The sequence below is a fragment of the Peribacillus sp. TE19612 genome (genome assembly GCF_056279465.1).
In genome coordinates, this window is the sequence record NZ_JBWCCL010000001.1 from 497,265 (window position 1) to 509,614 (window position 12,350).

Below are 12,350 nucleotides of genomic sequence, written 5' to 3' on the forward strand. Positions count from 1 at the left end.
TATTAAATAGGAAAATATGACATTTAGTGTAGGATTATACTGTTTCTGAGGTGAGTTTCATGGTATATGCAGATATTTTGAGTAATATACACTCTGCTATCTCCAGTAAAAAAGCTGATTTAAATGTGAAAATTGATCGATTAGAAAATGCGAAAAACGATATTATAAAAGAGCAGAGCATGTGTCTTAACGAGATTAGGAAAATAAAAGACCCTGAGCTTGGTGGCAGCTGGACAGGGAACCGTTCGGATCACTTTCAGGATGCCCGTCATGATGCCTACAATGTGATGTTCGGTATCATTCATGACGATTATGATGATTACCAATGGAAAATCGAGGCGATGATTACAAAGCTGAATGCCGAGAATACACTTCTGAGTATAGCGGGGAATATAGCCCAAGAAGCCGACTCCCTTTTGAACAAAGGAGAAGAGGCATTTGAGCAGCTGGAAAGTAAAATATCCGATTTAAAAAGGCGGTTGTTTTAATGACGACAATCAAACTGAATCATCCTGCCGTAATGAAGCAAGTCGATCAAGTGAAGACGGCACTTGGTACAGTCACGCTTGGAAATTTGCCGGCAGGCGAGCTTGGCAACAATAAATTGGAATTCACTTCGAAATGGATCGATCGGGAAACGAACCTGGAGAAGGTCTTCGAGCAATATATCAAAATCGTCCAGAAAAATGTGGAAGATACCCGTGCCAACATTGACTTATTAAAAGAACAGGATGAAGCCATCGCTCATACGTCTTCACATGGGTATCCTGTGAGATGAAAATATATGAAGCCGAGACATTGACGGCCGCAACCCAGTCGCGTGCCAAGCAATATGAAGACCTAAAGAAGGAAGTCGCAGCCCTGAAAAAGGAATTTCAGGGCATTGTCGGCCTGGATAACGAGTTTCAGGGAGCCGGTGCTACCGCCATCAAAAGCTTCTATGAAGCGCAAATCGAGGTGGCGGACGCCTGGATGGAACTATTCACGACCCAAATCAGTTTTTTGGAAGGCATACCGGCCAGTCTGGAAGAGGCGGACCTCTCCGGAAATACGGTGGTCGAGGTTCCCTTTTTAGATGGCGAAGTGACGAACGGCATCAACCAAGCGAAATCGCTTGTCGATGAACAAGCGAACGATCTCCAAAGAATCCTGAACAGCATTGATGATATCCTGCCTCTTGATATGTTCGATCAAAAGGACTTTAATGAAAAAATCACGCTGGCCGGGTATAGACTGGATGACACCGTGACAAAGGTCGAGAATGTCGACCGGCAATTGGTCGAGGAATATGATGTGTCCGTCGGGCAGGAAAACGTGGCCGTTGGCCTCTTCCGTGCCTTGCTTGATGCCACCAAACAGGACGGCAACGTTTCGCCGATGACGTTCGATCAGTCGGCATTCAAGAGCAGTGACGTCTATCAAGTGAAGGATGAAGTCGCCGGTCAGATGAAAGACTATCAAACCTTCAAAAAGCAGCAAGCCGAAGCCCGGAAAATCGAACAGGAAATGGAAGAACTCGAAAACCGCCCATGGTACGAAAAGGCCTGGGATACGACAAAAACCTTTACAGGGGAATTCACGGGATATTATGATTCTATCAGGGCCTCGACCGGAGTCGATCCAGTAACGGGCCGCAAGCTGTCCGATGCCGAACGAATCGCCGCAGGCGCCATGGCAGCCGCTGGATTCATCCCCGTCGTCGGCTGGGCCGGACGGGCCATCAAAGGCGGAAGCGCCCTATACAAAACGGCCAAAGGACTCAACGCAGCGGACCACGCGCTCGATGCCTATAAAACGACAAAAGGCTTTAGCCTCCTCCAGAAAACCGAATACGGGATATACGGGCTCCTCGCAGCCAACGGCCTCGGTGAAGCGGCCACAGGCAAAGACATGTTCGGCAACCAGCTGACCGAGGAACAGCGCAAGAACGGACTATTGATGGCACTCGGAATCGGCGGTGTGGCTGGTGCGGCGAAGGTCGCCGATAAAGTAGCAAGCGGTACAAAGTTCATCCCTTACAGCAAGGAATTTGCGCAAAAGCAGGTTCAGAAGGTTCAAGCCTTCGGCAGGGAAATCGGCAAGGTGGAAGTACCTCTCGGGATTAGGGTCGAAGAATTAGCGACGGCGTATGGAAACAACTATAAACATGTCACATTTGATAAAACGACGATTAAGGATATCGTGCAGAAGTTTGCGGTAAAGAGTGATGGTGGTAAGGGTGTAAATGGAACTGGAAGTAAATCGGATATTAACGTTGGGAAAGAAGATTTGGAAAGACTTAGAAAAAAACTAGGTGTTCCTGAAACTCAAACAATTGCTATTGGAAAAACAGATATAAAAGGTTTAGAAGGTATAGTATTTGAGGGTGGCTCTCCCAAAGTTAGAAAAGAAGCAGGTTTACCAAGTTTGGATGAACTATATCCTGGTCGTGAAATTAAAGCTCCTTATAATAGAGCAATAAGAGGACATGCCCAGTTCATGGATCATGCAGAAGAAGGTATAATAGCTGAATTTGAGGATGCTGTTAAAAAAGCACGACTTAAACCAGAAGATATGAAGGGAACACTATATATCCATCAGTCTAATCCAAACGGAATTTGTAATAAATGTACAAAAGGTTTGTTTGATCCTGTTCCAAATGATGAAAGAGGAATATTTAAGCAAATGACTGATATGTATCCTAATTTAAAAATTAAGGTAACGACTGAAATAAATCCAAGTTTACCAAAACCAAGAGATACATTATCCTTTGAGGTAATAAATGGATTGCCAGAAAATGTGGTTAAAATAAGAAAATAAGTAGGGAATGATAGTTATGGATTTTATCAATAATCTCAATGCAGTGGCTAAGGTTGCAGTAGGATTAGTAATAGCTGAAAATATGTATAATATAATTAGTATGAATGAACTCGGATATAAAACTGGTAGAGAAGCTCTAGATTCCTGTTGGAAATGGCTAGAAGGTGAAAAAATCGATGCTGATGATTTGTGTAACTACATAGATAGCGAAGATTATGTAGATGTAGCTGAGTTTGCAAATAAAGAAAAGGATGTACAAAAACAATATGCATGGTATTCAGTTTTAGATGCTGTTTCTTATACAACTTATCAAGCATATAAAAAGGAAAAAAGAGACTTTGTTCCTCAAGTGATTGAAGTGATTGATGATGAAACGTTAAGAATATTAGGTGAAAATGCAATTGAATCTGGTTATTTTAATATTGAAAGTCTAAATAATGTAAAAAAATACTTATTGGAAAACTACTCATTAAACGATAATATTGAAAACTATAATTATATAAAAAGGGGTAGTTTACCGTTGTTCTAACAACATAAAATAGACCTTCTTCCTAAGGGAGAAGGTTTTTTTACTTAACAATACTTATTAGGTGAACCTGAGAATGTTAAGAAAAATTGAAAATAGAGCAGGGGGGATAAAAAATGAATGAATCAAAACTAAATGAATATTATCAGAAAATAGCTCAAACTGTATATGAGATGATTCCAGAAGAATGGAGTAAAGTAATTTTGTATGGAGAAGTTAATGAGGGGACAGGGACTGCGTTCTTTTTCTATCAGTCTAATATTAATGATAAACTCATATATAGTCACGATATCCCTGAATTACATAGTATTAGTAGAATAGAGATACATGGCGGAGGTTAATAAAGGTTTTAAAAGAATTATCAGATGAATTTAAAGATAATTATCAATAACAATTGACCAATTTAACTTTTACTTTAGAAAGTACAGGAAAATTTAAGGTTGACTATGATTATGAAGATCTATCAGATGCAGATGATCACGAAAGAAGGGTTATTTGGGAATATAATCGTTTGGGTCTTTTAACTGAATATGATAAGATTATTTTAGAAGAATACCTCAAGAAAGAATAATGGAGGATAAGAAAAGCTTGTTTTTTTGTATGACCTTAACGGTAAAGTTAAGGTCTTTTCATTGTAGAAATAGAATATGTATCGTTTTAAGTTATATCGGGCTCCTCAGATAAAAGGCCGTTAGGTCTAAGAATATTTATAGATAAGAAAATGGATTTACTGACCTCAGACAGGAACGTGTTCAAATACAAGGGGTACAAAGTTCATCCCTTACAGCAAGGAATTTGCGCAAAAGCAGGTTCAGAAGGTTCAGGCTACAATAACAGACATCGCGAGATCAGGAAAAACCACGTTAAAAAATATAGGTGACGAACTAGGTAAAAAAGAAATACCTAAACGGATAAGTATGGAACAAGTTTCCCTCGCAGGAGGACCAAACCTTCCCCAAATTATAATGGAAAAACAGACAATTAAGGAAGCCTATCAGAAATTCACGGTGAAGGATAAAAAAGTAGAGGGTGCTTCAGGGGAGAGTGTTCCTAAGGGTACGCGTAAAGATAATTCTGGAGTAAGTGAAGTCAAAACATTTATCGACAAAGGGCAACAGTTTACAAATGGTAGAAAAAATAGGTTAAAGCCTGATATTAGGTATAAAACTGGAGAGTATGATTACTTATATGAAACAGATAATTTAGGTAGGATTACAAAATTTGAAACAGAGAATTTACAATAAGCAGAAAGAAAAGACAGATTGTCACACAGCAAAAATACACCAGGTAAAGTAAAAGGTCAAGACCATGCAAGGCATTTGGCAGGTGATAGGTTTGGAGGATTACCTAAAATTTACAATTTGGTATCGCAATTATCTGATGTTAATTTGAAGAAATATAAGAAAGTCGAAGATAAATGGGCTGCAGCTCTAAAAGAAACACCACCAAAAAAGGTAACAGTTGATGTTGCTATAAATTACTCTGGGAATGATATGCGCCCAGACAAATTTATAGTTAATTACACTATTGATGGTAAGCCGGGCAGTGCAAAATTTTAAAATTTATAAAAGGAGTGCAATATAGTATGAAACAATTTGAAGATAGATTTAGTGAATTGCAAGCTGATATGATATCCATTTGTATGGAATATGTTGAAGATAGAGCCGATAAAGTATATGTTTATGCTTCATGTGAAGAAGATATGATATCGAGCAGTTTCTTTTATTTAATTAACAATAAGTATGTAGAATGTCATAAGGTGAACGATGCATTGGAAAATGGGGACGAAAGATATGATGTATCTACAGAACGACAGTTTATGGTATTAAATATTATCAATGATGATGCCGAAAAAATTGAAGAATTATGCAAAGAATACGAAAGAGACATGCCAACGGAGTTGAAATTAATATATGATGCTAAGAGTGGCAGTCTTCAAGCTGAATACAAGTATGATTTAGTACATACAAATGATGATATAAAAACGGCAGATGATTTTGCTGATGAGTGGTTTGAGGAGATAAAAAATAATAATCTTTAAATTGTTTAGATTTAAAGATATGCTCTAATTTGAATTCATAACTCATGAAGATTATGTCATCATGGAGTTATATAACCAGGGTGAGTAATGAATTAATTTATATAACTAGTTAAACAGCATCTGTTGCCTAAAAGGCATCAGGTGCTGTTTGTTTTTCTGGGAAGATATTCAAGTATAAAACATAAAAGAAGGAATTCACATTTAAAGAATTCCTTCTTTGCATACTATTTGTTAAGAAATGATTTTTCGAAAAATTCCAGAAGATGCTCTAGAGTGATTGGATCACTGTAAGTGGATGCTTTACTATTTATTTCAAATATACGATCGTTCTTAACTGCAGGTATATTTTTCCACGTTTCGGTCTCCACAAATGAATTAACTACGTCCGGGTTTTTACTAAAGATAATATAATCTCCAGTATATTCAGGAAGCACTTCAGATGAGAGGACATAAATGCCGGATTTAAGTGCCTTTTCTTTTACTTTTTCAGGCATTTTCAAGTCCATTGCTTGATACAATATTTCTGTTCCGCGTGCATAATTATTTCCAAATACATAAAACTCTTTAGCATCATTTTCAATGACAGAAACGGTTGCATCTTCACCAATTTTTGCACGTATCGCTTTTCCTGCTGTTTCTGCACGCGTTTCGAAATCATTAACCCATTCTTTTGCTTCCTTTTCTTTGTTTAAAAGTTTTCCAATCTCTATTTGCTGTGATAAATAATCTAATTTTCCCCATGTGAATACAACAGTCGGAGCAATTTCATTAAGCTTTCCGATATTTTTCATCTCGGATCCGGCTATGATTAGGTCCGGTTCAAGTTCAATGATTTTCTCTAGGTCATCTTCTGAAACGACTTCCACTCCCTTTAGTCTATCTTGAAAAAGGGGATTCATATTAGTCCATTGATCTATTCCAACAATATTACCTTCCAAAGCCAATACATTAGGTCCATTGGAGAGAGCAATTATTCTTTTTGGGTTTTTAGGAATCTCAACAGGACCAGTTTCTGATTGATATGTAATTGTTTCTGGTTTTGTCTTGGAATCATTATTTTCGTTCGCTTTCTCGTTGTTCCCACAGGCACTAAGAATAAGTACGAACAAGAGTAGGAAGGGTATGAATAGCTATTTCATTTTGATTTTCTCCTTACTAATTATAGTGTAGGTTAAAAATATACCAAAAAATGTCTAATTAATAATGATATTCATTTTCAATGACTACATCAACATATTAATAGGAATGATAATCATTGTCAATAACTTTCGCCAGATTGCTAAACTCCGTGAACTAAACCGTCACCCCCGCTAGTATTGCGTTTTTCTTCGTAAACCAAGTCTAGTAGCTAAAGGTGAATAACTCATTCAACCGGATGCCGCATCCTAAGAAGAGGGATAAAATTGCTCGGTTCGTGTCATCATTTTCAACATGCGTCGTTAAATACTGGATATTGAGGTCTTCCGATTGACTCTTTTTAAAATGTTGAAGAATATTTGTTTACATAACTATATTATGGTTTAATCGTTGAGAAATCATATATATTTGAACTGAAATTTGGAAGTGTATATAAATCTATAAATATAGTATAGAAAGAAAGAATTATACTAAAAAGTTAAAAGTAGGATTTTTAATCGTGTTAGCAAGTTTTTGTCTTTTATTACTAAACATTTCCGACGCCGGCTTCAGCTCATGTGACCAAATCAAAAAACGGTAATAACCAGTGAAGATGGATCAGTAATATTAACTCAAATAAAAAAAGATGTATGGGGTCATACAACATATACGGAAATCCAAGGTAATAAGGTCGGTGCGAATGGCCTTGTTATTTGGTGATATGATATTCGCGCTGGAACAAAAGAATTCTGGAATCATTGATGAAGCTAACAGGGAAGCTTGGCCAAATACGATGAAGAATTTAATGTATGTTTATAATGATACGAAGATTGTTATTCCTGGCCATAAAACTTGGGGAGATTTCATTTTGCTTCCACATACATTGGAAATTGTCCAGAATCATGGAAAATGAATTGATTTGCATTGCATTCAGTCTAAACTTTTAGCAACTTGTCCACACCTTCCATCAGTCCATGCATATACAATAGTAAGGAGGGTGTTAGGATGGAGATAAATTGTTGTTATGAAGAAAAATGTTTTGAGAACAATGACCCAAGTACAGTATGGTTTCCTGGAAAGCGTTGTAAATGTAAGTGCAAATGCAAAAAAAACAAGCGCCGTTTTTATTAATCACTAAATGAATGACTGTACAAAGTTGTTCAACAGAGGCAGGCCTAGTGGCTGCCTTTTTTATTTGGACATGCGTGATATATATTAGTGGAATTGCGCTGAAATATATAAAGATGAAAAAAACACTCAACCATTATGGCTGAGTGTTTTTAAGATGGGATATAGAAAATTAAAGTTCATTGAACTAAAGTTAATCCCTAAATAGAAGGGCGTTTCGAACATAGTATCCATTATGCGAACTCCCAAGAAATTGAACAGTAACTTGGATTAGTTTATGTAGCAGATAGCACAATCCGATGCTTTATTTTAGTTTAACTAAAATAAGACATTGGTCATCTTTATGTTGGAGAGTGTCCTCTTCATATCTAAGCGATTGTATAACTTCCTCCTTAAGTGTGGATAAAGGGGCAGCAGAATAGGTCTTTAACAATGAGTATAAACGGTCTGAACCTATAGGTTCTTCAACTCCATCTGTATAAAGGCACAGCATACTTTCCTTATTGTATGTAAGGGTATTTGTTTTAAAAATTATATCTTCAAACATCCCAAGTGGTGGCCGATTAGAACGCAACTCATATTGTTTTCGGTTTATATCCTGTAAAAGAACGGATGGATGGCCTGCATTGATATAACTAATTTCTCTCTTATCAGTATCGATTAAAAGGTAGACGGCAGTGCAGTAATGAGAAGATTTACTTGTGTTTTTGAATAAAGAATGGAGATGGTCATCTAATTCCTTCATCACCGTTTTCACTTCTGAACCTTTTAAAATTAATCTTTCAAATATGGAATGTAGTGACATGGTTATTAGGGCAGAAGAAAGCCCGTGCCCCATCACATCAAGTAGGATAAGGCCATACCGTTTGGCGTCAATTTGGTAAAAACCATATATATCACCCGATAATTGATTGGACCCTTTATAATACGCTTGAATTTCAAGATGTTCATTAATAATAGGAACTGGTAAAAGTGTCTCTTGGATTTTTTTGGCAAGACTCAGTTCTCTTTCTGTATCGACTTTATATTTTTCATTTTTTTCGTTCAATTCAATCAGCTTATTCTTTTGCATTTTCATCGTTTCATGAGCAATCTCTAAATCAGCATAAGCCTTATTCCTAGCATTTAGTGCGGTCTCTGCCTCTTTTTTCGCTATAAGAAGCTCATTTTCTAATTCGTTTCTTTTTCGCATTGGAATCACCACACACTCAATAATGGTTCTTCCATCTCGCTCTCTTTGAACAGCGTTGAGTAACACAGGTATTTCTTCATCATCTACAGACTTTAAGGATATATATATTTCCTCAATCTGATTTTCTAACTTAATCAGAGGAACCAGATAAAGCTGATGAAAGAGTATAGCTGAAGCCGAAAGGATAAAATTAATAGGCTGCCCTTGCAATTGATCGAGATTATACCCCAATAATTTAAGTAAGGTTTGATTAACGGATAAAATATCATCTTCTTCTGATAAAGTTAAATATCCGCAGGGTGCCTCATTTAGTTGTTCATTCACAAAAATTCACACCCATCTCTATCTATAAATCGTTTGTCGGAAATTCATCCAAAAACTGTCTAATTAAGAATATCGTCTCTTCAGGATGACTCATATGTGGACAGTGTCCTGTTGCTTTCATCATTTTCAATGTACTATCGGGAAGATGCTTATGAATATATTCACCTACTGCTGACGGAGCAATAACATCTTTGGAACATTGCAAAATGAGTGATGGTACTTTTACTTTCCCTAAGTCTTTACGGTTGTCTGCAAAAAAGGTAACCTCCGCAAATTGTCGTGCGATAATGGGGTCAGTAGAACAAAAACGATTCTCTAAATCCCGTTTAAGCTCTGGGCGATCTGGATTACTCATGACCGTTCCCGCAAAAGCGGTTGCCCAGCCTATGTAATTTTTGTCCATCATATCAATCAATCCTAAAAGTTGTTCCTTCTCGAATCCTCCATAATAATCATTAGGGAGATTCAGGTAGCAAGGGGAAGGACCAACCAGCACAAGTTTAGAAAAATATTCAGGATGTTTAATTGATGCCAGCATGCCAATCACACATCCAACAGAGTGTCCAACAAATATAGCATCTTTTAGATCTAATGCGGAACAAACATCAAGTACGTCTTGTGCATACCCATCAAGAGTACTGTATCTTTCCACATTATATGCCTGTATATCTGAATTACCTGACCCAACATAGTCAAATAGAATAATATGGTATTCATCTTCGAAATCTTTTGCAACTGATTGCCAGACATTTTGATCACAACCAAAACCTGGTGCAAATATCATTGGTCGTGTACCTCTTCCTCTAATCTTTACATTATTACGCAATAAAATATTGGAATTCATGATTGGCTCCTTCTAGAAGATATACTTTCTATATGGTAACACTAACCTTATTCGAATTAAAGAATTACACTTTAGCTGAAAATTGTCTGAGCTTGAACAAGAATGAGGAGAGTGGTATACACTTGGTGGAGTTTCAAGACTTTTGGAAACTCTTGGTCTTACGTATACACGAACCTCTTATACCCGGAAAAGGTCGACAAGGTTCCTTGATATGGAAAGCCTTAATATAAAAAGGGATCATGTATAAAAGAAATACGAGGGATTTTTTGATTAGATCGCTAAGAAAAATATGGTCATGATATTATATTTTATTAGATAAAGGGTTTTTGTATGGGTAACTTAAACATCTCCCTATTTATAACCCAAATCCATGAATATTGTTTTACCCTATCTAATGACTAATTGGAACAATTAAAAGCTAGCTTCAGTTTTTTTAAGCAATTATTTGAATAATAAATCGATATCGGACGCCTTCTTTGTTTTTCCTGTATAATAATACTATATTTTACATTTGGGAGGGATTATTCATGGACCAAGCCAGCAGTTTAATAGGGCTTTTTGCAATCATACCGATTTTGTTTTATTTGGGACTTATTGTTTTAAGTGTTTATTTCATAATTAAGATCATTAAATTCATCAATGCAAAGACAAGATTAGATCAAGAAAGAAATGAAAAGCTGGATGAATTGATAAAAGTGATTGGTAAAGATAAAGAAGATCAAAATAAGTCACTATAATATAAAAAAGCACAATTCCATTAAGGGTTGTGCTTTTTTTATTTAAGAACGATGAAAGCATACTAAATCCACATAAAAAGGGCGATTTTTTGTAACGTCAAGGTAGGTGTACAAGCATTTCCTAATTAGTACCATAACATATTAGGAGGTGATTGAATTGACAGTTAAATTAGAAACTTTATTGGATCGTTCAGAAAAGAATATGAGCAGCGGAATTCATCCAGTCGTAAAAGAATCAGCTTTGGAAATGGTTAAACGGGCATACCAAGAAGGTATTTTCGTGCAAATCAGCGCAGGTTATCGGTCTATGGAAGAGCAAGCAAAGCTATATGGTCAAGGTCGCCTAGGTTATATATACGATGGTAAAAACTATAGTGATTTATCGAAACCGAGATTGACCAACGCGATGCCAGGTCAATCTTATCATAACTATGGACTAGCCATTGATTATTTCATCGTCAGCGATGATGGAAAGAATGCCATATGGACAGTTGATGCAAAATGGAGGCGAGTAGCGGCTATTGGTAAATCCTTGGGCTTTGCATGGGGCGGGGATTGGTCAAACTTTAAAGATTATCCGCACTTGGATATGACGGGCGGACTGACTTATTCTCAGTTAAATGCGGGAACAAAGCCTAGACTGATATCAAAAGTGAATGGAACCACTCCACCAGCTACACAAGTCGAATCTGAAGTCATTGTAAAAGATACACCAGCAAAGGACAGCGGCAATCAAACTATCAAGTCAATTCAGAGGACATTAAATAGCAGATATAGTACAAAAATAGATGTTGATGGATATTATGGTCCCAATACTAAAAAAGCGCTGATCAAGGGTTTTCAAACCGAATTGAATAAACAATATGGTGCAAAGGTTAAGATCGATGGAATATGGGGACCCCAAACAAAAGCGGCTTCACCTAATGTTAGGGAAGGGGCGGAAGGGAATATCACCTATATCCTTCAAGCTGCACTTTATTTGGAAGGACATAATCAACATGGCATGGATGGTATCTTTGGAAGCGGAACGGAAATAGCTGTGAATGCATTTCAAAGGGCCAATGGATTATCAGCAGACGGCATCGCCGGTGAAAATACCTTTGCAAAACTATTTGGATGATATTTGAAATGGAATAGAACGATAATGCTTAAAATTAGCTTAGTGAAAAAGTCCTATGAGGGCTTTTTTTGTATAAATGAAAAAATAGCAGTCATTTTAAAAGTAAATATCCCAATCGTTTAAGAAACGAAGTATAAGAAACGTAAGAATACATATAGGGACAAGAAATGTAACCGCATTTACGAAATGAAAGTACTTTAATGCGGAATGCTTTTTGACTTTAATCACTAAATAGAAGAATGATGAAGTTGCGATCAATGGGCATAACAAGCCAAGATCAGTTAAAATGCTTGAAATTGGGTGATTCATAACACTAAGTCCAATAAGGAATGAAGCAAGGCAGATAACATTGATAACCGACAAGATGGTTGGTATTAACAACAAGTTCTTTTTTACTGTCCCCATAAATTTCGCCTCCTAGGAGATAACCCCACACATATCTTATAATATTCACGATTAGCCAGCAAAGCTTTTGATTAACTGTATACAAAGACAAAATACTCAAAATTTATCCATTCACAAA

16 protein-coding genes are annotated in these 12,350 nt (G+C 36.7%); 12 read left to right on the forward strand and 4 right to left on the reverse strand.

The window, feature by feature from the left end; all coding sequences use genetic code 11:
- Positions 1-59 precede the first annotated feature (59 nt).
- The 9 genes from ACZ9AO_RS02360 (at position 60) to ACZ9AO_RS02400 (ending at position 5,366) form a co-directional block, all read left to right on the forward strand.
- Entirely contained in the window at positions 60-488 is a 429-nt protein-coding gene (locus ACZ9AO_RS02360; RefSeq protein ID WP_251539401.1) for a YwqH-like family protein, read from the forward strand.
- On the forward strand, positions 488-778 hold the full coding sequence (locus ACZ9AO_RS02365; protein ID WP_054395992.1) for a YwqI/YxiC family protein: 291 nt from the start codon (positions 488-490) through the stop codon (positions 776-778). The genes ACZ9AO_RS02360 and ACZ9AO_RS02365 overlap by 1 nt, the downstream gene beginning before the upstream one ends.
- Positions 775-2,799: a ribonuclease YeeF family protein gene (locus ACZ9AO_RS02370; RefSeq protein ID WP_476108359.1), complete on the forward strand. Its 2,025-nt coding sequence runs from the start codon at positions 775-777 to the stop codon at positions 2,797-2,799. Before ACZ9AO_RS02365 ends, ACZ9AO_RS02370 begins: the two co-directional genes overlap by 4 nt.
- A 16-nt stretch (positions 2,800-2,815) precedes the next feature.
- Entirely contained in the window at positions 2,816-3,328 is a 513-nt protein-coding gene (locus ACZ9AO_RS02375) for an Imm6 family immunity protein (RefSeq protein WP_251539405.1), read from the forward strand.
- 113 nt (positions 3,329-3,441) lie between these two features.
- A complete protein-coding gene (locus ACZ9AO_RS02380) occupies positions 3,442-3,666 on the forward strand; it encodes an immunity protein YezG family protein (RefSeq protein ID WP_251539407.1) in 225 nt (74 codons plus the stop codon).
- Between the two features lie 53 nt (positions 3,667-3,719).
- Complete coding sequence (locus tag ACZ9AO_RS02385; RefSeq protein ID WP_251539409.1) at positions 3,720-3,896, forward strand: immunity protein YezG family protein; 177 nt, start codon at positions 3,720-3,722, stop codon at positions 3,894-3,896.
- 346 nt (positions 3,897-4,242) lie between these two features.
- Positions 4,243-4,569, forward strand: a complete 327-nt coding sequence (locus ACZ9AO_RS02390; RefSeq protein ID WP_251539411.1) for a CYTH domain-containing protein — start codon at positions 4,243-4,245, stop codon at positions 4,567-4,569.
- An 18-nt stretch (positions 4,570-4,587) separates the two neighbouring features.
- Entirely contained in the window at positions 4,588-4,884 is a 297-nt protein-coding gene (locus ACZ9AO_RS02395) for a DNA/RNA non-specific endonuclease (RefSeq protein WP_476108361.1), read from the forward strand.
- Positions 4,885-4,910: 26 nt separating this feature from the next.
- A complete protein-coding gene (locus ACZ9AO_RS02400; RefSeq protein WP_098184845.1) occupies positions 4,911-5,366 on the forward strand; it encodes an immunity protein YezG family protein in 456 nt (151 codons plus the stop codon).
- A gap of 224 nt (positions 5,367-5,590) precedes the next feature.
- On the opposite strand, the gene ACZ9AO_RS02405 is transcribed toward ACZ9AO_RS02400, so the two are convergent.
- A complete protein-coding gene (locus tag ACZ9AO_RS02405) occupies positions 5,591-6,490 on the reverse strand; it encodes an iron-hydroxamate ABC transporter substrate-binding protein (protein ID WP_476108479.1) in 900 nt (299 codons plus the stop codon).
- Between the two features lie 692 nt (positions 6,491-7,182).
- Here ACZ9AO_RS02405 and ACZ9AO_RS02410 point away from each other — a divergent pair.
- The gene (locus ACZ9AO_RS02410) at positions 7,183-7,395 is read left to right on the forward strand and encodes a hypothetical protein (RefSeq protein ID WP_476108362.1); all 213 of its coding nucleotides are present in this window, start codon (positions 7,183-7,185) and stop codon (positions 7,393-7,395) included.
- A 519-nt stretch (positions 7,396-7,914) separates the two neighbouring features.
- Here ACZ9AO_RS02410 and ACZ9AO_RS02415 read toward each other — a convergent pair.
- Positions 7,915-9,126 (reverse strand): SpoIIE family protein phosphatase, encoded by a 1,212-nt coding sequence (locus tag ACZ9AO_RS02415; RefSeq protein ID WP_476108364.1) that lies wholly within the window; start codon positions 9,124-9,126, stop codon positions 7,915-7,917.
- Positions 9,127-9,148: 22 nt separating this feature from the next.
- A complete protein-coding gene (locus ACZ9AO_RS02420; protein WP_476108365.1) occupies positions 9,149-9,970 on the reverse strand; it encodes an alpha/beta fold hydrolase in 822 nt (273 codons plus the stop codon).
- 527 nt (positions 9,971-10,497) lie between these two features.
- On the opposite strand from ACZ9AO_RS02420, the gene ACZ9AO_RS02425 reads away from it, so the two are divergent.
- Both ACZ9AO_RS02425 and ACZ9AO_RS02430 read left to right on the forward strand, forming a co-directional pair.
- The gene (locus ACZ9AO_RS02425; protein ID WP_251539424.1) at positions 10,498-10,707 is read left to right on the forward strand and encodes a hypothetical protein; all 210 of its coding nucleotides are present in this window, start codon (positions 10,498-10,500) and stop codon (positions 10,705-10,707) included.
- A 157-nt stretch (positions 10,708-10,864) separates the two neighbouring features.
- The gene (locus ACZ9AO_RS02430) at positions 10,865-11,827 is read left to right on the forward strand and encodes a peptidoglycan-binding protein (protein ID WP_476108366.1); all 963 of its coding nucleotides are present in this window, start codon (positions 10,865-10,867) and stop codon (positions 11,825-11,827) included.
- A gap of 96 nt (positions 11,828-11,923) precedes the next feature.
- Here ACZ9AO_RS02430 and ACZ9AO_RS02435 read toward each other — a convergent pair whose 3' ends face one another.
- The gene (locus tag ACZ9AO_RS02435) at positions 11,924-12,232 is read right to left on the reverse strand and encodes a hypothetical protein (protein ID WP_476108367.1); all 309 of its coding nucleotides are present in this window, start codon (positions 12,230-12,232) and stop codon (positions 11,924-11,926) included.
- Between the last annotated feature and the right edge of the window lie 118 nt (positions 12,233-12,350).